Annotated in this window: 21 protein-coding genes; 8 read left to right on the top strand and 13 right to left on the bottom strand. The window is 60.0% G+C overall.

Features of this window, described 5'->3' with window-relative positions; all coding sequences use genetic code 11:
- Nucleotides 1–140: 140 nt before the first annotated feature.
- Nucleotides 141–2102 carry a choline transporter BetT gene (gene betT / locus ACIPIZ_RS07860; RefSeq protein ID WP_163030199.1) on the top strand — a complete coding sequence of 654 codons (1962 nt, stop codon included), beginning with the start codon at nt 141–143 and terminating at the stop codon, nt 2100–2102.
- 24 nt (nt 2103–2126) lie between these two features.
- On the opposite strand, the gene ACIPIZ_RS07855 is transcribed toward betT, so the two are convergent.
- Both ACIPIZ_RS07855 and ACIPIZ_RS07850 read right to left on the bottom strand, forming a co-directional pair.
- The gene (locus ACIPIZ_RS07855; protein WP_122661165.1) at nt 2127–2387 is read right to left on the bottom strand and encodes a hypothetical protein; all 261 of its coding nucleotides are present in this window, start codon (nt 2385–2387) and stop codon (nt 2127–2129) included.
- A gap of 175 nt (nt 2388–2562) precedes the next feature.
- Nucleotides 2563–3600 (bottom strand): LacI family DNA-binding transcriptional regulator, encoded by a 1038-nt coding sequence (locus ACIPIZ_RS07850; protein WP_401164855.1) that lies wholly within the window; start codon nt 3598–3600, stop codon nt 2563–2565.
- A gap of 206 nt (nt 3601–3806) precedes the next feature.
- Between ACIPIZ_RS07850 and ACIPIZ_RS07845 the strand changes: the two genes are divergently transcribed.
- The 3 genes from ACIPIZ_RS07845 to mgrA all read left to right on the top strand — a co-directional run bounded on the left by ACIPIZ_RS07845 (nt 3807) and on the right by mgrA (nt 8500).
- Nucleotides 3807–6032, top strand: coding sequence for a TonB-dependent receptor (locus ACIPIZ_RS07845; protein ID WP_401164940.1), 2226 nt, complete (start codon nt 3807–3809; stop codon nt 6030–6032).
- Nucleotide 6033: 1 nt separating this feature from the next.
- On the top strand, nt 6034–7353 hold the full coding sequence (locus tag ACIPIZ_RS07840; RefSeq protein WP_401164853.1) for an LLM class flavin-dependent oxidoreductase: 1320 nt from the start codon (nt 6034–6036) through the stop codon (nt 7351–7353).
- Between the two features lie 109 nt (nt 7354–7462).
- The gene (gene mgrA, locus ACIPIZ_RS07835; protein ID WP_253480894.1) at nt 7463–8500 is read left to right on the top strand and encodes an L-glyceraldehyde 3-phosphate reductase; all 1038 of its coding nucleotides are present in this window, start codon (nt 7463–7465) and stop codon (nt 8498–8500) included.
- Between the two features lie 214 nt (nt 8501–8714).
- On the opposite strand, the gene tauD is transcribed toward mgrA, so the two are convergent.
- The 7 genes from tauD to ACIPIZ_RS07800 form a co-directional block, all read right to left on the bottom strand.
- The gene (gene tauD / locus ACIPIZ_RS07830) at nt 8715–9557 is read right to left on the bottom strand and encodes a taurine dioxygenase (protein ID WP_038359808.1); all 843 of its coding nucleotides are present in this window, start codon (nt 9555–9557) and stop codon (nt 8715–8717) included.
- A gap of 144 nt (nt 9558–9701) precedes the next feature.
- Nucleotides 9702–10541: a taurine ABC transporter permease TauC gene (gene tauC / locus ACIPIZ_RS07825; RefSeq protein WP_064388990.1), complete on the bottom strand. Its 840-nt coding sequence runs from the start codon at nt 10539–10541 to the stop codon at nt 9702–9704.
- Entirely contained in the window at nt 10538–11317 is a 780-nt protein-coding gene (tauB, locus tag ACIPIZ_RS07820) for a taurine ABC transporter ATP-binding subunit (protein ID WP_064388989.1), read from the bottom strand. Before tauB ends, tauC begins: the two co-directional genes overlap by 4 nt.
- A gap of 16 nt (nt 11318–11333) precedes the next feature.
- Entirely contained in the window at nt 11334–12311 is a 978-nt protein-coding gene (gene tauA / locus ACIPIZ_RS07815) for a taurine ABC transporter substrate-binding protein (protein WP_105708546.1), read from the bottom strand.
- 271 nt (nt 12312–12582) lie between these two features.
- Nucleotides 12583–14166 carry a glutamate--cysteine ligase gene (gshA, locus tag ACIPIZ_RS07810; RefSeq protein WP_064388987.1) on the bottom strand — a complete coding sequence of 528 codons (1584 nt, stop codon included), beginning with the start codon at nt 14164–14166 and terminating at the stop codon, nt 12583–12585.
- Between the two features lie 247 nt (nt 14167–14413).
- Nucleotides 14414–14797, bottom strand: a complete 384-nt coding sequence (locus tag ACIPIZ_RS07805; RefSeq protein ID WP_053116527.1) for a PaaI family thioesterase — start codon at nt 14795–14797, stop codon at nt 14414–14416.
- On the bottom strand, nt 14797–17121 hold the full coding sequence (locus ACIPIZ_RS07800) for a Tex family protein (protein WP_064388986.1): 2325 nt from the start codon (nt 17119–17121) through the stop codon (nt 14797–14799). The genes ACIPIZ_RS07805 and ACIPIZ_RS07800 overlap by 1 nt, the downstream gene beginning before the upstream one ends.
- 359 nt (nt 17122–17480) lie before the next feature.
- Between ACIPIZ_RS07800 and ompR the strand changes: the two genes are divergently transcribed.
- Both ompR and ACIPIZ_RS07790 read left to right on the top strand, forming a co-directional pair.
- Nucleotides 17481–18221: a two-component system response regulator OmpR gene (ompR, locus tag ACIPIZ_RS07795; RefSeq protein ID WP_064388985.1), complete on the top strand. Its 741-nt coding sequence runs from the start codon at nt 17481–17483 to the stop codon at nt 18219–18221.
- 113 nt (nt 18222–18334) lie between these two features.
- Nucleotides 18335–19648, top strand: coding sequence for an ATP-binding protein (locus ACIPIZ_RS07790; protein WP_064388984.1), 1314 nt, complete (start codon nt 18335–18337; stop codon nt 19646–19648).
- A 218-nt stretch (nt 19649–19866) separates the two neighbouring features.
- Here ACIPIZ_RS07790 and rimK read toward each other — a convergent pair whose 3' ends face one another.
- The 3 genes from rimK to ACIPIZ_RS07775 are packed head-to-tail and all read right to left on the bottom strand — an operon-like array spanning nt 19867 to nt 22044.
- Nucleotides 19867–20772: a 30S ribosomal protein S6--L-glutamate ligase gene (rimK, locus tag ACIPIZ_RS07785; protein ID WP_007949201.1), complete on the bottom strand. Its 906-nt coding sequence runs from the start codon at nt 20770–20772 to the stop codon at nt 19867–19869.
- Entirely contained in the window at nt 20769–21230 is a 462-nt protein-coding gene (locus ACIPIZ_RS07780) for an ATP-dependent zinc protease (protein ID WP_401164939.1), read from the bottom strand. Before ACIPIZ_RS07780 ends, rimK begins: the two co-directional genes overlap by 4 nt.
- Before the next feature lie 34 nt (nt 21231–21264).
- A complete protein-coding gene (locus ACIPIZ_RS07775) occupies nt 21265–22044 on the bottom strand; it encodes an EAL domain-containing protein (RefSeq protein ID WP_064388983.1) in 780 nt (259 codons plus the stop codon).
- A 116-nt stretch (nt 22045–22160) separates the two neighbouring features.
- On the opposite strand from ACIPIZ_RS07775, the gene ACIPIZ_RS07770 reads away from it, so the two are divergent.
- Nucleotides 22161–22568 (top strand): RNA-binding S4 domain-containing protein, encoded by a 408-nt coding sequence (locus tag ACIPIZ_RS07770; protein ID WP_401164848.1) that lies wholly within the window; start codon nt 22161–22163, stop codon nt 22566–22568.
- Nucleotides 22569–22689: 121 nt separating this feature from the next.
- On the opposite strand, the gene ACIPIZ_RS07765 is transcribed toward ACIPIZ_RS07770, so the two are convergent.
- On the bottom strand, nt 22690–23490 hold the full coding sequence (locus tag ACIPIZ_RS07765; RefSeq protein WP_064388981.1) for a phosphatase PAP2 family protein: 801 nt from the start codon (nt 23488–23490) through the stop codon (nt 22690–22692).
- A 105-nt stretch (nt 23491–23595) separates the two neighbouring features.
- Between ACIPIZ_RS07765 and hslO the strand changes: the two genes are divergently transcribed.
- Nucleotides 23596–24498, top strand: a complete 903-nt coding sequence (gene hslO / locus ACIPIZ_RS07760; protein ID WP_064388980.1) for an Hsp33 family molecular chaperone HslO — start codon at nt 23596–23598, stop codon at nt 24496–24498.
- Nucleotides 24499–24656: the final 158 nt, after the last annotated feature.

Raw genomic sequence — 24656 nt, 5'->3', positions numbered from 1 at the left:
CAAGTTAAACCGGTGGTTCGCTGCCCGCTCACAACAGGAGGCTTGCCTTTGCTGAGTCCGATCATTTCAGCCACGATTCAACCCCTCGAGGTGCACGTTTCATGAGTGCATCGTCCACCCCCGCCAGCGGCCTGGTACGCATGAATCCGCCGGTGTTCTATTTCGCCGCGACGGTCATTCTGCTGTTTGGTCTCGTCGTCATTGCCATGCCGGAGCAGGCAGGTGCCTGGCTGCTGGAAGCGCAAAACTGGGCGGCCAACACGGTCGGCTGGTACTACATGCTCGCGATGACCCTGTATCTGGTCTTCGTGGTGGTCACCGCCTTATCCGGCTACGGCAAGATAAAACTCGGTGCCGACCACGACGAGCCCGAATTCAGTTACCTGTCCTGGGCCGGCATGCTGTTTGCCGCCGGGATCAGCATCACGCTGTTTTTCTTCTGCGTCTCTGAGCCGCTGACCCACATGCTCCAGCCGCCGCAAGGCGAGGCCGGCACGGCGGATGCGGCGCGTCAGGCCATGCAGATTCTGTTTCTGCACTGGGGCCTGCATGGCTGGGGCGTGTTCGCCTTTGTCGGCATGGCGCTGGCCTATTTCGCTTACCGCCACAACCTGCCGCTGGCCCTGCGCTCGGCGCTGTATCCGCTGATTGGCAAGCGCATCAACGGCCCGATCGGTTACGCGGTGGACGGCTTCGGCATCATTGCCACGGTGTTCGGTCTGGGTGCCGACATGGGCTTTGGGGTGCTGCACCTCAACTCCGGTCTCGACTACCTGTTCGGCATCGCTCACACCCAGTGGATTCAGGTCGGCCTGATCACGCTGATGATGGGCGCGGCAATCATTGTTGCGGTCTCCGGCGTCGATAAAGGCGTGCGGGTAATGTCCGACATCAACATGCTGCTGGCCTGTGCGCTGTTGCTGTTCGTGTTGTTCGCAGGTCCCACCCAGCATCTGCTCAACACCTTGATCCAGAACCTTGGCGACTACCTCGGCGCCTTGCCGATGAAGAGTTTTGACCTCTACGCCTACGACAAACCGAGCGACTGGCTCGGCGGCTGGACAGTGTTCTACTGGGCCTGGTGGATTGCATGGTCGCCGTTCGTGGGTTTGTTCATCGCACGGATTTCCCGTGGCCGCACCATCCGCGAATTCGTCTTCGGAGTGTTGCTGATTCCGCTCGGTTTCACCCTCGCGTGGATGTCGATCTTCGGCAACAGCGCGCTGGATCAAGTGCTCAACCACGGCATGAGCGCGCTGGGCATGTCGGCCATCGACAATCCGTCGATGAGCATTTACCTGCTGCTGGAAACCTATCCGTGGAGCAAAACCGTCATCGCCGTGACGGTGTTTATCAGCTTCGTGTTCTTCGTCACCTCGGCCGACTCCGGCACGGTGGTGCTCTCGACCCTGTCGGCCAAGGGCGGCAACCCCGATGAAGACGGGCCGAAGTGGCTGCGGGTGTTCTGGGGCGCGATGACCGCGCTGATCACCAGTGCGCTGCTGTTCTCCGGCAGCATCGATGCGCTGAAGTCAGCGGTAGTGCTGACCTCGTTGCCGTTCTCGTTGATCTTGCTGCTGATGATGTGGGGCCTGCACAAGGCGTTCTATCTGGAGTCGCAGAAGCAGATCGCGCAACTGCATTCGCTGGCCCCGGTTTCCGGTTCGCGACGAGGTACGGGTGGCTGGCGACAGCGCTTGAGTCAGGCTGTGCATTTCCCGTCGCGTGACGAGGTGTACCGTTTCATGGACACCACGGTGCGCCCGGCGATTGAAGAAGTGACGGCGGTGTTCGTCGAGAAAGGCCTGAACGTGGTCACCCAGCCGGATCCGGCGAATGACAGCGTCAGCCTCGAAATCGGCCACGGTGATGCGCATCCGTTCATCTACCAGGTGCAGATGCGCGGCTACTTTACGCCGTCGTTCGCCCGTGGCGGGATGGGCTCGAAGCAGCTCAACAATCGCCGCTACTACCGCGCCGAAGTGCATTTGAGCGAGGGCAGTCAGGACTACGATCTGGTCGGCTACACCAAAGAGCAGATCATCAACGACATCCTCGATCAGTACGAACGCCACATGCAGTTCCTGCATCTGGTGCGTTGATTGGCAGTTGGGCGCCGGGTCTGCTCAGGACTCGGCGCTCAACACCATGAACAACACCATCGCCGCCACCGGCACCCCGAACACCGCACTGCCAATGGCTAGTTCCGATCCCACGGACTGGCCGGCATGCACCACCCCCACCGCACCATTGATCACCGTCAACGCTAGCCACAGCGCGGCGAAGCTGTAGGCCATGGTCTGCCGGCTGAAACCAATACGCTCGCCGATATAGAGCATCAGCGCGAGCAGGACCAAGCCGAAGAAAATGATGATGGCGGTGTGCATGGCGAGCTCTGTCTGGTGGATGGGTATTGCCTGAAAGACCGCTATCGCGAGCAGGCTCACTCCTACAGTGGAGCGCTCTGTGGTCAACCCCGTTCCCTGTAGGAGTGAGCCTGCTCGCGATAGGGCCACCTCGGTAGTCTTTAAAGCATAGCCAATCCAGCCCCCGCCATATTCATCAGGTGCTTTCGCGTTCGATGACTTGGCATTGCAGCAGGTTCAGGCGTTGCACCTCGTCGCTTGGTAATACCCCGAGACTTTCCAAAACGCGCGTGGCGGCAAGCACGCCAATCTCCAGCGCCGGTGGTTTGATCGTGCTCAGGCTGGGCAAAAGCATCTCGGCGAAGGGGTAATCACCGAAGCCTAGAACGGCGCAGTCTTCGGGGATTTTAATACCTGCGCGTTGCCCGGCGAGCAAGCCGCCGGCGGCGAGGTTGTCGTTGGCGAAGATGATTGCATCGGGGCGCGGTGAGGCGTTCATCAGGGCATCCATCGCCTGTTTGCCGGCTTCGAACGGTGCGCGACCGGCATCGGGTGCGAACACCCAAGGCTCCCGGCCGGATTCGCGCAGGGTCGCGGCATAGCCGTCACGGCGCTCCAGTGCGCTGAGGTCTCCCGGCGCACTGTTCTGCACGAAGGCAATGCGTCGGTAGCCTTTTCCCAGCAGATATTTCGCCGCCGTCACGCCCACTTCAAAATGCGAAAAACCGATCTGCATCGGCTCGCGATCCGGTTGGTAATCCCACGTCTCGATCACCGGCACATCGGCCTCGGCAATCATCTTTTCCGTGCCCGCGCTGTGAAAATGACTGGTCAATACCAACGCCGCCGGCGACCAGCCAAGAAACGCACGCACGGCGTTTTCTTCTTGTTCAGTACTGAAGTAACTCGACGCCAGCAACAGTTGATAACCGTGACGACTGAGGGTATCGCTGAAGCCTTGAATGGTATTGGCGAAGATCGGCCCGGAGATGTTCGGAATCACCATGCCGACGATTTTTCCCCGTGCCGAGGCCAGCCCGCCGGCCACCAGATTCGGTACGTAACCCAACTCCGCCACCACTGCCGCAATCCGCTCGCGGCGTTCGGGCGAAACCTGTTCGGGCTGATTGAAATACCGCGACACGGTGATCGCTGACACCCCTGCCTCGCGGGCGACCGCATTGAGGGTCACGCGTCCGGCGCCACGGCGCTTGCGGGGCTTTTCTTCGCTCATGGTTCGATCCTTGTTAAAAACCAAATCGCATATAAAACTAATTTTTCAGTATTGGACGGTCTATGTGAGGTTGGCCAATATTAGCGATGTTAGCGCTAACAAAGCGCGTTGTCTGCTACTCGCTCGAGCGAATGCCCAAGACACCGATTCAGGCGCTGTCGTCGCAGAACGGCAGCGGATCAGGGCCAATTTCGAGCGGGCAGAACATGCACAACATTCCTGGGGCGACACATAAACTGGCGCAATCGATTCGCGCTGCTGGCTGGTTATTCACGGGGTTGGCGGCGCTGCCGTTGCCCAATGCATTCGCCGCTGAGAGCAGCGATCAGGAGCCAACGCTGAAGTCGGTAACCGTCACCGCGACCCGTCGCGAAGAGTCGCTGCAAAAAGTGCCGGTGGCGGTCTCGGTGATCGACGGCGAACAGCTTGAGCGCGACAACCGCAACGGCGTGGCGAGCATCGTCCAGCAAGTACCATCGCTGAACTTCCGCACTGGCGCTTCGAACAAGGACACCTCGTTGTTCGTGCGCGGCGTCGGCACCATTTCCACCTCGCCGGGCGTCGAGCCGACCGTGGCAACTGTGATCGACGGCGTGGTGTATGCGCGTCCGGGTCAGGCCACCATGGATCTGCTCGATCTGGAACGCGTCGAAGTGTTGCGCGGCCCGCAAGGCACCCTGTTCGGCAAGAACGCCTCGGCCGGTGTGCTCAACATCACCAGCAAGGCACCCACCGCCGAAACCCACGGTTACATCGATCAGTCGTACTACAGCGGCAACGAAAGCCGCACGCGTTTCGGCCTCGGCGGCAGCCTGATTCCGGACACATTGAAAGGCTCGATCAGCACGCTGTTCGGCAGCTACGACGGCAACGTCGACAACCAACACAACGGTCAGGAGGTCAACGGTTACAACCATCGCGGCGTGCGCGGCAAACTCGAATTCACCCCGAATGACGACGTCACCTTCACCCTGATCGCCGACTACATGCAGTCCCACGACGACGGCCCCAATGGCGTGGTCAGCAAGTCGCTGACCCCGGCCTTCGCCAATGCGCTGAGCCCGGCTTACGCCTCCAGCCACAACCGCGACATCAACACCGACACCCGCTCCCATGTCGAAGACACCAACAAAGGCTTGTCCGGCCAGCTCGACTGGCAATTGGGCGATTACACCCTGACGTCGATTACCGCGTGGCGTGGCTGGGACAACACCCAGTATCAGGACGGCGACCGTCTCGGCACGGTGACCGCAGCGTTCCCGGGCACGGCGGACAAGGGCGATCTGGCCTTCGATCAATACTCGCAAGAGCTGCGTCTGGCCTCGCCGAAGGGCGAATTTCTCGAATACGTCGGCGGCCTGTTCTACATGCACGGCAAGGACGAAGAGACCTATCAGCGCACGCTGACAACGACCACGCGCACCGATCGCGGCATCGCTGATTACAGCACCACCAGCGACAGTTATGCCGTGTTTGGCGAGAGCACGCTGAACTTCACGTCCGACTTTCGCGGCATCGCCGGCCTGCGCTACACCCACGATGATCTCGAATACGATCACCGCCGCGTTTCGACTTCGGCGACTACGGTCAGCGGCATTCAACCGGCCACCAGCAGCTCAGGCTCGGTCGACGAAGACGGCTGGTCCGGTCGTCTCGGTGTGCAGTACGACTTGAGCGATGCCGTCACCACTTACCTGACCTACTCGCGCGGCTACAAAGGCCCGGCCTACAACGTGTTCTTCAACATGCAGCCGCGCGACACCGAAGCGCTTAAGCCCGAGACGTCCAACACTTGGGAGGCGGGGATCAAAGCCACGTCGTGGAACAATCGCCTGACCACCAACCTCGCGGTGTTCCACAGCGAGTACGACAACTACCAGGCGAATTTCTTCGACACCGTCGCCGGCCAGGTTGTGACGCGTCTGATCAACGCCGGCAGCGTCAGCACCGAAGGCGTCGAGCTCGATTACGCCTTGCAGGCGACCCAGCAATTGAAACTGTCCGGCGCACTGGCTTACACCCGCGCCCGCATCGACGAATTCGCCTGCCCGGCGGGCGCGGCGGCGTCGTGCAACGTCAACGGCAAACCGCTGCCGTTCAGCCCGGACTGGAAAAGCTACGTGCGCGCTGACTACACCATCCCGCTGGATAACGGACTGGATATCGAACTCGGCACCGACTACAGCTGGCAGAGCGAAGTGCAGTACGACATCAGCCAGAACGTCGACACCAAACAGGGTGCTTACGGCATCTGGAACGCCAGCATCGCACTGGCCGATTACACCAACGGCTGGCGGGTCGCGCTGCTGGGCAAAAACCTGGCCGACAAATCCTATTCGCCGGTCCTCGCCAGCGGTGGCAACTACATCTACCGCGCCGTGCCACGGGATGACGAGCGCTACTTCGGCGTGCAACTGCGCAAGGATTTCTGAGATGAGCAGACAGTTGAAACTCGGCGCGTTCCTCATGGCCACCGGGCACCACGTGGCAGCGTGGCGACATCCGGATGTGCCGGCGAATGCGGGTCTGGATTTCGCCCATTACAAGCGGTTGGCGCAGATCGCCGAGGCAGCGAAGTTCGATGCGCTGTTTGTTGCCGACAGCGTCGCCGCGCCGACCCAGGACATCGCCAGCCGCATGGCGCGCTCGGATCACTTTGAACCGCTGACCTTGCTCTCGGCCCTCAGTGCCGTGACCGAGCACATCGGCCTGATCGCCACGGCGACCACCAGTTACAACGAGCCGTATCACGTGGCGCGCAAATTCGCTTCGCTCGATCACCTTTCCGGTGGGCGTGCGGGTTGGAATCTGGTGACTTCGGACAATGCTGCCGAGGCGCTTAATTTCGGGCGTGACGAACATATCGGCCATGCCGAACGCTACAGCCGAGCCCGCGAGTTTCATCAGGTGGTGACCGGGCTTTGGGACAGTTGGGAGGATGATGCCTTTATTCGCGACAAGGCCAGTGGGGCGTATTACGACCCTGCGAAGTTGCACGTACTGAATCACGTCGGCGAGCACTTTCGGGTCAAAGGCCCGCTGAACGTTGCGCGCTCGCCGCAGGGGCAACCGGTGATTGTCCAGGCCGGCTCTTCGGAAACCGGACGCGAATTAGCGGCGCAGACGGCTGAAGTGGTGTTCACCGCTCAGACCTCCTTAGCCAATGCACAGGCGTTTTACGCCGACCTCAAAGGACGTTTGCCCAAGTACGGTCGCAGCGCCGATTCGCTGAAAATCATGCCCGGGGTTTTTGTCGTGGTCGGCGGCACCGAAGCCGAGGCGCAGGAAAAATATGAAACGTTTCAGCAATTAGTCGAACCCGAGGTTGGCGTCGCCTTGCTTGGGCGTATGCTGGGCAACTTCGATTTATCGAAGTATCCGCTGGACGGCCCGTTGCCCGAATTGCCGCTGACGGAAAGCGGCCAGCAGAGCCGGCAGAAATTGCTGGCGGAATTGGCGGGGCGGGACAGCCTGAGCCTTGCTGAACTCGGTCGCAAGATTGCTGGCGGGCGAGGGCATTACAGCCTGGTCGGTACGCCTGAGCAGATTGCTGATCGTTTGCAGGAATGGTTCGAACAGGGCGCGGCGGACGGCTTCAACGTGCTGGTGCCGCACTTGCCGGGTGGGCTCGAAGACTTCGCCAACGGCGTGGTGCCGGAACTGCAACGGCGTGGGTTGTTCAGAACGGAATACGAGGGCCGCACGTTGCGCCAGAACCTTGGCCTCGCCCGACCCGGCAATAGATTTGTGTAACACCCTTCGCGAGCAAGCTCGCTCCCACAGGAGACTGCATTCCAATGTGGGAGCGAGCTTGCTCGCGATGAAGTCGACACCCATTTCAAGACAGACAAGAGAGGATTCGATGACTTACACCGCTGCCGAAAATCGCTATGACTCCATCCCTTACCGCCGCGTCGGGCGCAGCGGTCTGGTGTTGCCGGCGCTTTCGCTCGGCCTGTGGCACAACTTCGGTGACAGCACGCCGATCGACACCCAACGCGCCTTGCTGCGCACCGCGTTTGATCTGGGCATCAACCACTTCGACCTGGCCAACAACTACGGCCCGCCGTACGGCAGCGCCGAGACCAATTTCGGTCGTCTGCTGCGCGAAGACTTCCAGCAATACCGCGACGAACTGATCATCTCCAGCAAGGCCGGTTGGGACATGTGGCCCGGCCCTTACGGTCAGGGCGGCGGTTCGCGCAAATACGTGCTGGCCAGCCTCGACCAGAGCCTGCAACGCCTGGGGCTCGACTATGTGGATATCTTCTATTCGCACCGCTTCGACCCGGACACCCCGCTGGAAGAAACCGCCAGCGCACTCGCCACTGCCGTACAACAGGGCAAGGCGTTGTACATCGGTATCTCGTCTTATTCCGGGGTGAAAACCCGCGAGATCGCTGCGCTGCTCAAAGAGTGGAAAGTGCCGCTGCTGATTCATCAGCCGGCGTACAACCTGCTTAATCGTTGGGTGGAAAAAGACCTGCTCGACACCACCGATGAACTCGGTACTGGCGTGATCGCTTTCACGCCGCTGGCGCAAGGTCTGCTCACCGACAAATACCTTAACGGCGTACCGGCAGATGCGCGGGTCAATCGTCCGGGCGGTGGTTCGTTGCAGGCTTCGCACTTGTCCGAGGCCAACATTGCTCACGTGCGGGCGTTGAATGAAATCGCCAAGCGTCGTGGTCAGAGCCTGGCGCAGCTGGCGCTGGCGTGGACGCTGCGCGATCCGCGAGTGACATCGGCGCTGATTGGTGCGAGCCGGCCGGAGCAGATTATCGAGAACGTAGGGGCGTTGGAGAATTTGAGCTTCAGTGCTGAGGAGCTGGCGGAGATTGACCGGTTTGCGCAGGAAGGCGGGATCAATCTTTGGGAGAAGCCTTCGACGGCAGAATAAGCGACCCTCACCCCAGCCCTCCCGAAACGTCGGACCGCCCAGAGGGAGAGGGAGCCGACCGAGTTGTCTTGCGTCATACATCGACCTGAAATACCGAGTCGATTATGGATTCAGCAAAGCAATATCAGGTCGGCGTACCTCTAAAGCATCCCCCCATTCAGTCCCCTCTCCCTCCGGGAGAGGGTTAGGGTGAGGGGCTTTTGCTGTTCAGGGCTCAGCGAAAAAACGGCACATCTCCCAACACCGTCGCCCGCTGCATCACCCGTCGCGCCGGCCGATAGTCATCCACCGCGTAATGCTGCGTCACGCGGTTATCCCAGAACGCAATATCGTCCTGCTGCCAGCGCCAGCGAATGGTGAACTCCGGCCGTGTTGCATGGGCGAACAGAAACTTCAGAATCGCCTCGCTCTCGGTTTCCGACAGCTCATTGATCTTCGAGGTGAAGCCTTCGTTGACGAACAACGAGCGCCGGCCACTGACCGGGTGTGTACGAATCACCGGGTGCGACAGCGGTGGATTCTTGCGTCGGGCCTCTTCCCACTGCGCCAACGCTTCAGGCGTATTGCCGTAGCGCTCCAGCGGAAACGAGCGAGTGAAATCGTGAGTCGCGGTCAGCCCTTCGAGCAAGCCTTTGAGCGGCGCCGATAGCGCTTCGTACGCGGCAATGCCGCTGGCCCACAGGGTGTCGCCACCGAACTCCGGCAGCAACTTGGCGCTGAGCACCGCGCCCATCGCCGGGGTCGGCAGGAAGGTCACGTCGGTGTGCCAGATCGCGTTGTCGCGCACGTCGGTGACGGCGGTGTCGAGGATCAGCACTTCCGGTTGCTCCGGTACGTTCGGGTAGATCGGGTGAATGTGCAGGTCACCGAAATAGGCGGCGAAACGCGCCTGTTGCGGCGGTTCGATTGGCTGGTTACGGAAGAACAAAACCTGGTATTTGAGCAGTGCCTGCTCGATCGCGTCGCGGTGTTCCAGACTCAGCGGCTGGCTGATGTCGACGCCGCTGATCTGTGCGCCGAGGGCCGAGCTTAATGGGGTGATGTTCAGGCTGCTCATGGTCTTTCTCTTCGAATTCGGAGTGTCATGCTTTTGTGGGAGCGAGCCTGCTCGCGAATGCGGAGTGTCAGGCGACAGTGCAGTGACTGATCTGACGCTTTCGCGAGCAGGCTCGCTCCCACAGGGGAATTTTCACAAGACGATTTAGTGGGCCTGGCCGTGCCATGGCACCAGTTTGCGCTGCAGGGCGCGCAGGCCCATTTCCATGGCGAAGGCGATCAGAGCGATGACCAGAATCCCCAGCACCACCACGTCGGTGACCAGGAACTGCGCGGCCGACTGCACCATGAAGCCCAAGCCACTGGTGGCCGCGATCAGCTCCGCCGCGACCAATGTCGACCAACCCACCCCCAGACCAATGCGCACGCCAGTGAGAATGTCCGGCAGAGCGCTCGGCAAAATCACATGGCGAATCAGTTGTACGCGAGTCGCGCCCAACGACTGCGCCGCGCGCAATTTCGCTGGATCAACCGTACGCACGCCGGTGGCGGTAGCAATGGCAATCGGCGCGAAAATCGCCAGATAAATCAGCAGCACTTTCGACAACTCGCCGATGCCGCACCAGATCACGATCAGCGGCAAATAGGCCAGCGGTGGGATAGGGCGGTAGAACTCGATCAGCGGATCGAGCACGCCACGGGCAATGCGGTTGGCGCCGATGGCAATGCCCACCGGCACTGCGGTCAGGATCGCAAAACCGAGGCCCAGACCGATGCGACTCAGGCTTGCGCCGAGGTGCTGCCACAACGTCGAATCCATGTAGCCCGTGGTTGCCAGCAACCAGCCCTTCTGCAGCACGGCGGACGGTGGCGGCAGGAACAGCGGCTCGATCAAACCGGTGGCGGTCACCGCCCACCAGATCGCCAACAATGCGAACAGCGTCAGCAGGCTGATCCAGCGTGTGCTGAGGCTGCGGCGAACGGGTATCGCCGCCGGTGCGCTGGCGGGTTTTACCGCTGCCGAGGAAACGTCGTAACTGCTCATGCGCGCTCCTGCCGTTGCGAGAACACTTTGCTCAGCACGTGTTCGCGGGTTTCGATGAAACGCGGATCGGATTTGATCGCACGGGCGGACTCGCCAGCGGCGTAACGCTGACCGAAATCCAGATGCAGGCGCTCAACGATCTGCCCCGGATTCGGCGCGAGCAGAATCAGGTCAGTGGCGAGGAACACCGCTTCTTCAATGTCATGGGTAATCAGGAAAACCGGCTTGGCGGTACGTTGCCAGACTTGCAGCAACAACTCCTGCATCTGTTCGCGGGTGAACGCGTCGAGGGCGCCGAAAGGTTCATCCATCAGCAATACACGCGGGTCAGCGGCGAGGGCGCGGGCGAGACCGACACGTTGTTTCTGGCCACCGGACAGTTGCCAGATACGGCGACTTTCGAAACCGGATAGATCAACCAGTGCGAGCATTTCGCGGGCGATCTTTTCGCGTTTGTCCTTAGAGACACCGGCCAGCTCCAGACCGAATGCAACGTTGGCCAAAACGTCCTGCCAAGGCAGCAACGCGTCGTCCTGGAACACCACGCCACGTTCGGCGCTCGGGCCTTTGACCGGTACGCCGTCGAGGGTGATGCGCCCGGCGCTCGGTTCGACGAAACCGGCAATCAGGTTCAACAGCGAAGTCTTGCCACTGCCGGACGGGCCGAGGGCGACCAGCAATTGCTGAGGCCCGAGGGTCAGAGAAATATCCGCCAGCACCGGTGTCGGGCTGCCCGGGTACTGTGCGCTGATGCGCTCCAGCTGTAGCAAGGCCATCGCGGTTAACTCCCGATCAGTTGGTGATGTATTTGGCGCTGACGTACGGCGCGTAGTCCGGTAGAACGGCTTCGACCTTGCCCTGCTCCTTGAGGAACGCGGCGGTGTCGGTGATGGCTTTGGTGGTCGGCGCGCCGAGGGTGACAACCTGGTCAGCCGCCAGCGGGTAGACGTTGCCCTGCAGCAGCAATGGGATGTCGCTGGCCTTGGCACCGGAGAGTTTCACCAGTTTGTCGACGTTGGATTGATCGGCAAGCCAGGTTTTCGGGTCTTTGCGGTAGTCGGCGTAGGCGTCGAGGGTGACCTTGGCGAACGCGGTGACGATTTCCGGGTGCTTCTCGGCGAAGTCCTTGCGCACGATCCACGCATCAAAAGTCGGCGCGCCAAACTTGGCCAGCTCGCCGGAAGTGATCAGCACTTTGCCGTTTTCCTTGGCCACGCCCAACGCCGGATCCCACACGTAGGTGGCGTCGATGTCACCGCGTTTCCACGCGGCGATGATCGCTGGCGGCGCGAGGTTGAGCACGGTGACTTTCGATGGGTCGATGTTCCAGTGCTTGAGCGCGGCCAACAGGCTGTAGTGACCGGTGGACACGAACGGCACGGCGATTTTCTTGCCGATCAGATCCTGCGGGGTCTTGATGCCTGAGCCGTCGCGCGCAACCAGTGCTTCGGCGGCGCCGATCTGGGTGGCGATGAGGAAGGTTTCGACCGGGACTTTGCGGGTGATTGCGGCGGTCAGCGGGCTGGAACCGAGGTAGCCGATCTGCACGTCACCGGAAGCAATGGCGGCAATGATGTCGGCGCCATTGTCGAACTTGCGCCAGGCGATATCGGCCTTGGTGGCTTTTTCGTAAGCGCCGTCGGCCTGGGCGACTTTCGCCGGGTCAACGGTGGTTTGGTAGGCGACAGTGAGGTCGGCGGCCTGAGCCAGAAAACTTGCAGCAGCCAGAGAGGCCACGGCGAGCAGGCGAAGCGGGAAATTCAGTTTCATTGAAGAGCTCCATATCAGGCGACCGAGCGTCGGCGTGAAAGGAGACTAAATGATCTAAGAATCAGTAAATAAATAACTTTTTAGAATGAGCTTATGAGCGGAAAAATCTAAGAAGGGGCTCAGATCGTTCCCACGCTCTGCGTGGGAATGCAGCCGGTGACGCTCCGCGTCACCTGGACGCGGAGCGTCCCTTGAGGCGTTACCACGCGGAGCGTGGGAACGATCAAGTGTAGGAGCCGCCGAAGGCTGCGATCTTTTTTATCGACAGCGCTTAGTTACTGATTGCCAGAATGCTCGCCTGATACGACCCGACAAACACATCAAAATCCCCCACCTCGTTCTGCTCCAGCTCAGCCTGCGCTGCCAAAGAGGTACGCGCCAACTCCTCAAACTTCGCCTGCTCATCCGCCGCCAAAGGCTCGCTACGGAAAAACTCGGCATGCGCCTGGCTCTGACGCAGGGAGAACTGCGCAAAGCTTTCCTTGTGCTCGGCCATCGCCGCCAAAACTTGCGCAGACGGCGTCAGGGACGGGTCGCTGACCTTGGCCAGTTGCGCATCCAGCGCCTTGCTGTGGGCATCGCCGCCATGGCTCTGATCGAGCAGCGCTGCCAGTGGCGCGATTTGCTCCAGCAACTCGGCAGCCCAGGTCTTCATCTCCACCGATTCACCGTCACGCTGCAATTGCAGGCCCGGACGACGACCTTCCTTGACCACGCTGAGGAAGTTCGACGTCGCATTGCCGCACGAGGTGTTGGTCAGCAACGGGCTGTCGTTCAAGGCGCAATACAGCAGGAACGCGTCGAGGAAGCGCGACTCGGTCAGGTCAATGCCCATCGGCAGGAACGGGTTGATGTCCAGGCAACGCACTTCAACGTACTGAATGCCACGCGCCACCAGCGCCTGAATCGGCCGTTCGCCGGTGTAGGTCACGCGTTTCGGGCGGATGTTGGAGTAGTACTCGTTTTCGATCTGCAGGATGTTGGTGTTGAGCTGCACCCACTCACCATCCTTGTGCGTGCCGACTTCAACGTACGGCGCGTACGGCGTGGCCACGGCTTTGCGCAGGCTGTCGGTGTAGCTCGCCAGATCGTTGTAGCACGGCGTCAGACCGGCCTGGGCGTTGCTCTGGTAACCGAGGTCGCTCATGCGCAGGCTGGTGGCGTACGGCAGATACAAGGTGTCCGGGTCGAGCTGTTCCAGCTGATGCGAACGACCACGCAGGAATCCGGCGTCGAGCGCTGGCGAGGCACCGAACAGGTACATCAGCAGCCAGCTGTAGCGACGGAAATTGCGGATCAGCGCGATGTAGGAAAACGACTGAAAATCGCGATCAGTGCCGACAAAGCCTTCGGTTTCGCGCAGCAACGGCCAGAGCTGTTCCGGCAGGGAGAAGTTGTAGTGAATTCCGGCAATGCACTGCATGGTTTTGCCGTAACGCAGGGCCAGGCCCTTGCGATAGACGTACTTGAGCTGACCGATGTTGGAGGTGCCGTAATAGGCGATCGGGATGTCTTCCTCGGCCGGCAACGGGCACGGCATCGATGGACTCCACAGGTACTCGTTGCCGAGTTTGCTGTAGGCAAAACGATGAATCTTGTCCAGGCTCGCCAGCGTATCGGCCGGATCCGGCAGGGCGGGCGTGATGAATTCCAGCAGCGACTCGGAGTAGTCGGTGGTGATTTGTTCGTTGGTCAGCGCGGAACCCAAGGCTTCGGGGTGCGGCGTTTGCGCCAGGCGACCTTCACTGGTCACGCGCAGGCATTCACGTTCGATACCGTGCAGGCACTGCTCGAGCAGAGAGAGGTTAGCGCGCTCGCCGAGCAGAGCCAGGCGGCGGTTGAGAAGTTCGCTCAATTTGGATTCCTTCACGCGTCAGTCGCCCCAATATGGGGGTGGGCAGGACGGTCTACAAGGGTGAAGTTGAAACTGGCGTTTTCGCCTGGTTTTTCTAGCCGGTCATCCACACACATACCCTGTAGGAGCTGCCGAAGGCTGCGATCTTTTGATTTTGTTTTTCAATAGCAAGATCAAAAGATCGCAGCCTTCGGCAGCTCCTACAGGATTCATTGCGCCGAAATTAACTCAAAATGATGGCCGGTAGCTACAGGACAGCGAACGTGCCTTGTGCTTTTGCGACCAGTTTGTCGCCCTGCATCACGTCGGCTTCAACCACCAACGTGCGCCGGCCCGGGTGGATGACCCGCGCCGTGCACATGACCTCGCCGTCGGAAACGGCGCGGATATAGTTGATCTTGCACTCGATGGTCGCGCTCTGCTGATCGAAACCGTGGGTGCTGGAACAGGCCAGCCCCATGGCGATGTCGACCAGACTGAACAGCGCGCCACCGTGCAATTTGCCGCCGCGGTTGCGCAGTTCCGGTTCCAGCACCAGGGCGACTTGCGCCACCCCGGTTTCCAGGCTGTGCAGGCGGCAGCCCAACAGCTTGAAAAACGCGCTCTCGACGAGCCCGGCCGGAATCTCCATCAGCGTTTCTTCAATTGCTTGGCGTTGGCGAACAGCGAGGCCATCGCATTGTTCACCGGCGCGGCGGTCGCGGTTTCCTTGCGTGGCGCGTTGTTCGAAGGCTGGCGTTGGGCCGAGCCCGGACGCGAGCCACGGGCACCGTCGATTTTCTCGCCCGGGGTGTCGCCCATGCGCATCGACAGGCCAACGCGTTTGCGCGGAATATCGACTTCCATGACCTTCACTTTCACCACGTCGCCGGCCTTCACCGCTTCACGTGGATCCTTGATGAATTTCTCCGAGAGCGCCGAGATGTGCACCAGACCGTCCTGATGCACACCGATGTCGACGAAGGCACCGAACGCAGTCACGTTGGTGACGACGCCTTCAAGGATCATCCCCAGTTGCAAGTCTTTCAGATCTTCGACGCCTTCCTGGAACTCTGCAGTCTTGAACTCCGGACGCGGGTCGCGGCCCGGTTTTTCCAGTTCCTGGATGATGTCGGTCACGGTCGGCAGACCGAAGGTCTCGTCGGTGAATTTCTTCGGATCCAGACGCTTGAGGAACCCGGCATCGCCGATCAGCGAACGGATGTCGCGATCGGTTTCAGCGGCAATGCGCTGCACCAGCGGATAGGCTTCCGGGTGAACGGCCGACGAATCCAGCGGGTTGTCGCCGTTCATCACGCGCAAGAAACCGGCAGCCTGTTCGAAGGTTTTTTCGCCCAGACGTGCGACTTTCTTCAGTGCTGCACGGGTTTTGAACGCGCCATGCTCGTCGCGGTGCGCGACGATGTTTTGCGCCAGCGTCGCGTTGAGGCCGGAGATTCGTGCCAGCAGCGCTACCGAAGCAGTGTTCACGTCCACGCCGACGGCGTTCACGCAATCCTCTACGACTGCGTCCAGACCGCGCGCCAGTTTCAGCTGCGAGACGTCGTGCTGGTACTGGCCGACACCGATGGATTTCGGATCGATTTTCACCAACTCGGCGAGTGGATCCTGCAGACGGCGGGCGATGGAAACGGCGCCACGGATCGACACGTCGAGATCCGGGAATTCCTTGGCCGCCAGTTCCGACGCCGAGTACACCGATGCACCGGCTTCAGAGACCATGACTTTGGTCATCTTCATCGCTGGATATTTTTTGATCAGTTCGATTGCCAGTTTGTCGGTCTCGCGGCTGGCGGTGCCGTTGCCGATGGCGATCAGGTCAACCGAGTGCTTGGCGCACAGGGCGGCCAGAATGGCGATGGTCTGATCCCACTTGTTGTGCGGCACGTGCGGGTAAACCGTGGCGTGATCGAGCAGTTTGCCGGTCGAGTCGACCACAGCAACCTTGCAGCCAGTACGCAGGCCCGGGTCGAGACCCAGGGTTGCGCGCGGGCCAGCCGGGGCGGCCAGCAGCAAGTCGTGCAGGTTGTGGGCGAACACGTTGATCGCTTCGGTTTCGGCGCCGTCGCGCAGTTCGCCGAGCAGGTCGGTTTCCAGGTGCGTGTAGAGCTTGACCTTCCACGTCCAGCGCACCACTTCGCCGAGCCATTTGTCGGCCGGGCGGTTCTGGTTCTGGATGTTGAATTGCTGGCCGATCATGCCTTCGCATGGGTGCATGGTGCCCGGCAGCTCGTCGCCGACTTTCAGCGCGGAGCTGAGAATGCCTTCGTTGCGGCCACGGAAAATGGCAAGCGCGCGGTGCGACGGCATGCTTTTCAGCGGTTCGTCGTGTTCGAAGTAGTCGCGGAACTTGGCGCCTTCTTCTTCCTTGCCAGCGATGACGCGAGCACTGAGGGTCGCTTCCTGCTTCAGGTAGTTGCGCAGTTTTTCCAGCAGGCTGGCGTCTTCGGCGAAACGTTCCATGAGGATGTATTTCGCGCCTTCCAGCGCAGCTTTCACATCGGCCACGCCTTTTTCGGCGTCAACGAAGCGTGCGGCTTCGGTTTCCGGGGCCAGGTTCGGGTCGTTGAACAGGCCGTCGGCCAAGTCGCCGAGGCCGGCTTCCAGGGCGATCTGGCCCTTGGTGCGGCGCTTCTGCTTGTACGGCAGGTACAAGTCTTCGAGGCGGGTCTTGGTGTCGGCAAGTTTGATGTCGCGCTCGAGGGCAGGGGTGAGTTTGCCTTGCTCTTCGATGCTGGCGAGGATGCTGATGCGCCGTTCGTCGAGTTCTCGCAGGTAGCGCAGACGTTCTTCCAGATGACGCAACTGGGTGTCATCGAGGCTGCCGGTGACTTCTTTCCGGTAACGGGCGATGAAGGGAACGGTAGAGCCTTCATCGAGTAGCGCGACGGCCGCTTCGACCTGTTGTGGGCGTACACCGAGTTCCTCGGCAATGCGGCTGTTGATGCTGTCCATAAAACCACCTGACATATTGTGAAAGCAGGCTCTCAGGCACGCAAATAAAGGCCCGGAGTCTGGTTGGGCGGCTAGAAAATTGCCGCTGCCTGGGTCAAAAGGCAGCCCATTGACCCGTGAAATCGAACAATTACTGCAAAATTCCGGGAAAAAGTGCCGGCCATTTACGGTAACGATTCAGACGTTGCCTGGCACAAAACGCCGCGCATTATAACCAGCGTTCTGTCATTCGGGGGCGTTGCAGTCTGTAGGCATAAACCCCGGTTTTCTGGCAGTGAAGGAAAAATCTGCTAACAATGCACACGGTGCGTATAACGGCAGCTACGCCATAATGCGCGCCGAGCTAAAAGGAGCATCCAATGAGCAGCACTGCACAAACTGCTGAAGGCGAAAAAATTCTCATCGTTGACGACGATCCGGGCCTTAGCAGCCTGCTGGAACGTTTTTTCGTCAGCAAGGGCTACCGTGCCCGTACCGTACCGAACACCGAACAGATGGATCGTCTGCTGTCGCGTGAAGTTTTCAATCTGGTCGTCCTCGACCTGATGCTGCCCGGCGAAGACGGTCTGACCGCTTGCCGCCGCTTGCGTGGCGCGAACAATCAGATCCCGATCATCATGCTCACCGCCAAAGGCGATGAGTTGAGCCGTATCAAGGGCCTGGAACTGGGCGCCGACGACTATCTGGCCAAGCCGTTCAACCCGGACGAGCTGATGGCCCGGGTCAAAGCCGTCCTGCGTCGTCAGGCTGCACCGGTGCCGGGCGCGCCGGGCAGCGAAGACGAAAACGTCACCTTTGGTGATTACGTGTTGTCGCTGGCCACTCGCGAACTGAAACGCGGCGACGAAGTGCACATGCTCACCACCGGTGAGTTTGCGGTACTCAAGGCCCTGGTGATGAACGCGCGTCAGCCGCTGACCCGCGACAAACTGATGAACCTGGCCCGTGGCCGCGAGTGGGATGCCCTCGAGCGTTCCATCGATGTGCAGATTTCCCGTCTGCGCCGCATGATCGAGCCGGATCCGTCAAAACCGCGCTATATCCAGACCGTCTGGGGCGTGGGCTACGTGTTCGTACCCGATGGTGCCGCCACCAAGTGATCGGTGATTTGTAGGAGCGGGTCTGCAGGTTTTGGTCGAATGGCCATGCCCGCAGACTCGCAATCCGCAATATGCGAGCATTGCTCGCTCCTGCAAGTGTGTAGCGGTTAAAGATGAAAACCCCCGTCTGGTTCCCCCAAAGCTTTTTCTCTCGCACCCTCTGGCTGGTGCTCATCGTCGTGCTGTTTTCCAAGGCGCTGACCCTGGTTTATCTGTTGATGAACGAAGACGTGCTGGTGGACCGCCAATACAGCCACGGCGTCGCCCTGACGCTGCGTGCCTATTGGGCGGCCGACGAAGAAAACCGCGCGAAGATCGCCGATGCTGCGACCCTGATCCGGGTGGTCGGTGCCGGTGTGCCGGAAGGCGAACAGCATTGGCCGTACAGCGAAATCTACCAGCGCCAGATGCAGGCGGAGCTTGGCGCCGACACCGAAGTGCGTTTGCGCATGCACTCACCGCCGGCGTTGTGGGTTCGTGCGCCGAGCCTGGGTGATGGCTGGCTGAAAGTGCCGCTGTATCCGCATCCGTTGCGTGGCCAGAAAATCTGGAACGTACTGGGCTGGTTCCTCGCCATCGGCTTGCTGTCGACGGCGTCGGCGTGGATTTTCGTCAGTCAGCTAAACCAGCCATTGAAGCGTCTGGTCTATGCCGCGCGGCAACTCGGCCAGGGCCGCAGTGTGCGTCTGCCGATCAGCGATACGCCGAGCGAGATGACCGAGGTTTACCGTGCCTTCAACCAGATGGCCGAAGACGTCGAGCAGGCCGGACGCGAGCGTGAGTTGATGCTGGCCGGCGTGTCCCATGACTTGCGCACACCGTTGACGCGCTTGCGATTATCGCTGGAGCTTATGGGCGACCACACCGATCTGACTGACGACATGGTGCGTGACATCGAGGACATGGACGCGATTCTCGACCAGTTCCTTGCGTTCATTCGTGATGGTCGTGACGAGTCGGTGGAAGAGGTCGATCTCAGCGATCTGGTGCGTGAAGTCGCCGCGCCGTACAACCAGAACGAAGAGAAAGTGCGCTTGCGCCTTGAGCCGATCCAGCCGTTTCCGCTGCGTCGGGTATCGATGAAACGCCTGCTCAATAACCTGATTGGCAACGCCTTGAACCATGCCGGCGGTAACGTTGAAGTCGCGGCGTATGTGTCCGGTGACGTCAGCGCGCCGTATGTGGTGTTGAGCGTGATGGACCGGGGGGCGGGGATTGATCCTTCGGAGCTTGAGGCGATTTTCAACCCGTTTACACGAGGCGATCGTGCACGGGGCGGGAAGGGTACTGGCTTGGGTTTGGCGATCGTGAAGCGGATTGCTTCGATGCACGGCGGCAATGTTGAATTGCGTAACCGGTCCGGGGGAGGGCTGGAGGCGCGGGTGAGATTGCCGCTGGGGTTGATGTTACCAAGAGACGCCGTCTAACCCCCTAAAGCCCCTCATCGGAACGCCGCCCGCCCAGCCCTCTCCCGGAGGGAGAGGGAGCTGACCGAGGTGTCTGGGGTCATACGTCGACCTGAAAGACTGGGGCGATTGTGGATTCGGCACAGCAGGATCAGGTCGGCGTATCTCTTCTGCATCCCCCAATCAGTCCCCTCTCCCTTTGGGAGAGGGTTAGGGTGAGGGGTTTCTTGCTCTTCGCTCTAGCCCTTGCCTTTGGTGCGGGTCATATTCGGCCCGCCATTCTTCTCAAGATGCTCAATGATGATCCCCGCCACGTTCTTCCCTGTGGTGGTCTCGATCCCTTCCAGCCCCGGCGACGAGTTCACTTCCATCACCAACGGCCCGTGATTGGAGCGCAGGATATCCACACCCGCCACCGCCAAGCCCATGACTTTGGCGGCGCGCAATGCGGTCATGCGTTCTTCCGGGGTGATCTTGATCAGGCTGGCGCTGCCGCCGCGATGCAGATTTGATCGGAACTCGCCCGGTTTGGCCTGACGTTTCATGGCGGCGATGACTTTGTCGCCGACCACGAAGCAGCGAATATCCGCGCCGCCCGCTTCCTTGATGTATTCCTGAACCATGATGTTCTGCTTCAGGCCCATGAACGCCTCGATCACCGATTCGGCTGCCGTCGCGGTTTCGCACAACACCACACCGATGCCTTGGGTGCCTTCCAGCACTTTGATCACCAGCGGTGCGCCGTTGACCATGTCGATCAGGTCGGGAATGTCGTCGGGCGAGTGGGCAAACCCGGTCACCGGCAGACCAATGCCTCGACGCGACAGCAGTTGCAGCGAGCGCAATTTGTCTCGCGAACGGGCAATCGCCACCGATTCGTTGAGCGGGAACACCCCCATCATTTCGAACTGGCGCAACACCGCGCAGCCGTAGAACGTCACCGACGCGCCGATCCGCGGAATCACCGCATCAAAGCCTTCCAGCGGTTTGCCGCGATAGTGAATCTGCGGCTTGTGGCTGGCGATGTTCATGTAGGCGCGCAAAGTGTCGATCACTACCATTTCATGCCCGCGCTCGGTTCCGGCTTCGACCAGACGGCGGGTGGAATACAGACGCGGGTTCCGCGACAGCACAGCGATCTTCATGCAACACCTGTGGATGTGGTAGATACCGGGAACACCGGCTTGTCTTGTACATATTTGATGCCCGGATTGACCACCAACTGGCCATCGATCAGGGCTTTGGAACCGAGCAACAGGCGATAACGCATGGACTTGCGGCAGGCGAGGGTGAACTCGACCGGCCAGACCCGATCACCGAGGGCCAGGGTGGTGCTGATCACGTAGCGCACCTGCGCATGACCGTTGGAGCTTTTAATGGTTTTGCGCGTCACCAGTGGTGCTTCACAACGCCGATGACGCAACTGCACCACCGTGCCCAGGTGCGCGGTGAAGCGCACCCACTTCTCGCCGTCGCGTTCGAACGGTTCGATGTCGGTGGCATGCAGGCTCGAGGTGCTGGCACCGGTGTCGATTTTCGCCCGCAGGCCCGCTACTCCCAAATCCGGAAGCGCCACCCACTCGCGCAGACCGACAACGGTCAAATGGTCAAATGTCTTCAATGGAAAAAACCAACGATTAACGCTTCCAGGCTTCAGGTGAAACCTGGGCCAACGCTTTGAATGCAGGTCTGGCGAACCAGTAGCCTTGCATCAGAAATATTCCACAGTCCGCCAGGAAGTCCCGTTCACCGGCGCTCTCGATGCCTTCGGCAATGACTGTAACGTCCAACTCTGCACAGATTGTGACAATCCCCCGGACGATCGCCTGACGAACACGGTCTTGATCGACATTGCGGATCAGCGCCATGTCGAGTTTGATCAGATCCGGTTGGAAATCAGCCAGCAGATTGAGCCCCGAATAACCGGCACCGAAATCGTCGATGGCGGTCTTGAAGCCGAATTCGCGGTATTCACGCAGAATATTGGTCAAATGGCGATAGTTATCTACGTGCTCGCTTTCCAGCGTTTCGAAAATCAGTCGATTGATCGGGAAATTGTGTTTTTTTGCCGCCTCCAACGTACTGCGAATGCATAACTCTGGACGATAGACGGCATTGGGCATGAAGTTGATCGACAAATGTGTCGGCATATTTAGATTAGCCGCGCCTTCGATGGCGCGGGTCCGGCAGAGCTGGTCGAAACGGTAGCGATTATCTTCTGTAACCTGATCCAACACGGTGAACGCGCCTTCACCGGCCACACCACGGACGAGCGCCTCGTGGGCAAAAACCGACTGATCGCGCAGATCGACGATCGGTTGGTAGGCGAAGGAAAACTCGAAGCCCAGCGGCTCGCTTTGCTGGCAGCCCTGGCAACCGGCCTTGGGTGAAGTTAATGAAGATGGAAATTTAGTCACTCGATCACTCCATGTCGATGAACCGGCCAAGATCACAGTTTATCTGGACGACCGAGTTCTTGCGCCCGACAGAATCGGTAGTACAGTTCCGACTACTGGCCGAACGAGGAATTCAAATGGCACAAAAAAGCGACGAGGACGACAAGGTCCGTCTCGACAAGTGGCTATGGGCTGCGCGTTTCTACAAAACCCGCGCGTTGGCCAAAGCGGCGATCGAGAGTGGCAAGGTGCATTGTCGAGGCGAGCGCTGCAAGCCTGGTAAAGAGCCACGTATTGGCGATGAGTTCGAAATTCGAATGGGGTTCGAAGTGCGTACGGTGAAGGTCGAGGCGTTGTCGATCGTGCGCCGCGGCGCACCGGAGGCGCAGACGTTGTACGCGGAGACCGAGGCGAGTGTTGCCAAACGTGAAGCGGCTGCGGCAATGCGCAAGGCGGGCGCGCTGGGCGTTACCACGGATGGCAAACCGAGCAAAAAACAGCGGCGGGATTTGTTCAAGTTTCGAGGCGGCAGTAACGACGAATAATCGCGTTGTTGGTGCTGGCCTCTTCGCGAGCAAGCTCGCTCCCACAGGAGATTGCATTCCAATGTGGGAGCGAGCCTGCTCGCGAATCGAGGGCGCAGCCCTCGCCGAAGACAGCTCGGTATCAGGCGCTACGCACCACACTCATCCGCGCAACCAGCGGCAACTTGCCCAGTAACGCAAAGATCGGCGCCGTCACCTTCAGCCAGAAGTTCGAGGCGTGATAAGCAAACGGCGTGTAATAACCCCAGCCCAACGCCCACACCGCCAGCAACACGCCACCGATGTAATCGTCCTGACCCCAGTGCGCCCCCGCTACCAGCCGCGGCAACATGAACAACACTGCCAGGCCCCACACGGTCAAAAACTGTCCGACTGTGCGGCTGAACACGCCCATGAACAGTGCCCAGATCAGCAGCACCGAAGCATGGTCACCGGGAAAGCTCTGGCCGGAACGGTCCTTCAGCTCCCAGGTTTTTTCCAGATTCGGGAAGTAATCGCTGATGTGCACGGCGCCTTCCAGCACCATCGACGGACTGCTGTGCTGCCAATCCATGTAGTCGGCGAATTTGGAAAACAGTGCGCGAATCACCACCATCAACAACAGAATCGACAGAAACCCGAAAAAAGCCCGGCGCACATCAATCGCCTTGAACACCCAGTCGCCCTTGATCAGCAGCGTCAGCAGAATCAAGCCGACGACGATGTCGAACGGACGCAGACTTGCAATTGCCCAGATGTGGAGCCATATGGGGTTGCTGGCCAGTGGTGCATTGAGCGAGCGGAACAGCCACTCGTCGAAAATCACACACAGCGAGTTGCCCGTAGGCCATAACCAGAAAGCCAGTAGCGCTAATGGCACTACGTTGCACAGAACCAGCCGGCCGAGGTTCCACCTTGATTGGAACAAACCCGGATTGTTCATAAAATGCCTCCAATGGCTGAACAGTCAGCACCAAAAAGTGTGCCGAGAAGCGCAAATTTTCACGTCTTGTAACCATTTTGTCACCACATTCAGATACCCAGACCTATGACCGACCTACCGGATACCGATTTCACTCAACGCTTCATCTTCGATGACAGCGACACTCGCGGCGAACTGGTGGCGCTTGAGCGCAGCTATGCCGAGGTTCTTGCCAAGCACCCGTACCCGGAGCCGGTTGCGCAATTGCTGGGCGAGTTGATGGCGGCTGCCTCTTTGCTGGTTGGCACCCTGAAGTTCGACGGACTGCTGATTCTGCAGGCGCGTTCCGAAGGACCGATCCCGATGCTGATGATCGAGTGCTCCAGCGAGCGCGACATCCGTGGTCTGGCGCGTTATCACGCGGATCAGATCGCGCCGGACGCGACCCTCGCCGACCTTATGCCGAACGGCGTTCTGGCCTTGACCATCGACCCCACGGTTGGCCAGCGCTACCAGGGCATTGTCGATCTCGACGGCGAAACGTTGTCCGACTGTTTCACCAATTATTTCGTCATGTCGCAGCAGGTCGGCACGCGCTTCAAGCTCTACGCCGATGGCCGTCGCGCCCGTGGTCTGCTGCTCCAGCAATTGCCGGCGGACCGTTTGAAGGACGAAGAAGATCGCGCCGCCAGCTGGCAGCACATCACCGCACTGGCCAGCACGCTGACTGCCGATGAACTGCTCAGCCTGGACAACGAAACCGTCCTGCATCGCCTTTACCACGAAGAGCAGGTGCGTCTGTTCGATGTGCAGAATCTGCGCTTCCGTTGCAGTTGCTCGCGGGAACGCTCGGGCAATGCGCTGGTCAGTCTGGGTCTGGAAGATGCGCAAGCCTTGGTTGCCGAACAGGGTGGCACCGTCGAGATCGATTGCCAGTTCTGCAACGAGCGATACCTTTTCGATGCAGCCGATATCGCTCAATTATTCGCCGGTGCAGGTGTCGACACGCCATCCGATACCCGGCACTAAAACGGTTCAGCGCAGGTAAATTCACTGCTCAAACGCGCAATTACGCCGTTACGACGGGAGGGCCCTACTCTTTTTGGGCTTTTCTGGCATAATCCGGCCCACTTTTTTCGCGGTAGTAGTGCACGACTTTCTACTAAAAAACGATTTTAGCACACAAG

Source organism: Pseudomonas sp. NPDC087690 (genome assembly GCF_044743175.1).
GTDB lineage: Bacteria > Pseudomonadota > Gammaproteobacteria > Pseudomonadales > Pseudomonadaceae > Aquipseudomonas.
Note: the sequence above shows the minus strand (reverse complement) of the source record. Positions and strands in the feature narration are given on the sequence as shown.

Excerpts from the sequence above, each read along its gene's own strand:
- ACIPIZ_RS07770 (WP_401164848.1), top strand. The coding sequence starts at position 22,161 with ATGGCACAAAAAAGCGACGAGGACGACAAGGTCCGTCTCGACAAGTGG.
- ACIPIZ_RS07805 (WP_053116527.1), bottom strand. The coding sequence starts at position 14,797 with ATGGAGATTCCGGCCGGGCTCGTCGAGAGCGCGTTTTTCAAGCTGTTG.
- ACIPIZ_RS07855 (WP_122661165.1), bottom strand. The coding sequence starts at position 2,387 with ATGCACACCGCCATCATCATTTTCTTCGGCTTGGTCCTGCTCGCGCTG.
- ACIPIZ_RS07765 (WP_064388981.1), bottom strand. The coding sequence starts at position 23,490 with ATGAACAATCCGGGTTTGTTCCAATCAAGGTGGAACCTCGGCCGGCTG.
- tauC (WP_064388990.1), bottom strand. The coding sequence starts at position 10,541 with ATGAGCAGTTACGACGTTTCCTCGGCAGCGGTAAAACCCGCCAGCGCA.
- betT (WP_163030199.1), top strand. The coding sequence starts at position 141 with ATGAATCCGCCGGTGTTCTATTTCGCCGCGACGGTCATTCTGCTGTTT.
- ACIPIZ_RS07790 (WP_064388984.1), top strand. The coding sequence starts at position 18,335 with ATGAAAACCCCCGTCTGGTTCCCCCAAAGCTTTTTCTCTCGCACCCTC.
- ACIPIZ_RS07800 (WP_064388986.1), bottom strand. The coding sequence starts at position 17,121 with ATGGACAGCATCAACAGCCGCATTGCCGAGGAACTCGGTGTACGCCCA.
- ompR (WP_064388985.1), top strand. The coding sequence starts at position 17,481 with ATGAGCAGCACTGCACAAACTGCTGAAGGCGAAAAAATTCTCATCGTT.
- ACIPIZ_RS07845 (WP_401164940.1), top strand. The coding sequence starts at position 3,807 with ATGCACAACATTCCTGGGGCGACACATAAACTGGCGCAATCGATTCGC.
- rimK (WP_007949201.1), bottom strand. The coding sequence starts at position 20,772 with ATGAAGATCGCTGTGCTGTCGCGGAACCCGCGTCTGTATTCCACCCGC.
- hslO (WP_064388980.1), top strand. The coding sequence starts at position 23,596 with ATGACCGACCTACCGGATACCGATTTCACTCAACGCTTCATCTTCGAT.
- tauB (WP_064388989.1), bottom strand. The coding sequence starts at position 11,317 with ATGGCCTTGCTACAGCTGGAGCGCATCAGCGCACAGTACCCGGGCAGC.
- ACIPIZ_RS07850 (WP_401164855.1), bottom strand. The coding sequence starts at position 3,600 with ATGAGCGAAGAAAAGCCCCGCAAGCGCCGTGGCGCCGGACGCGTGACC.
- tauD (WP_038359808.1), bottom strand. The coding sequence starts at position 9,557 with ATGAGCAGCCTGAACATCACCCCATTAAGCTCGGCCCTCGGCGCACAG.
- tauA (WP_105708546.1), bottom strand. The coding sequence starts at position 12,311 with ATGAAACTGAATTTCCCGCTTCGCCTGCTCGCCGTGGCCTCTCTGGCT.
- ACIPIZ_RS07840 (WP_401164853.1), top strand. The coding sequence starts at position 6,034 with ATGAGCAGACAGTTGAAACTCGGCGCGTTCCTCATGGCCACCGGGCAC.
- mgrA (WP_253480894.1), top strand. The coding sequence starts at position 7,463 with ATGACTTACACCGCTGCCGAAAATCGCTATGACTCCATCCCTTACCGC.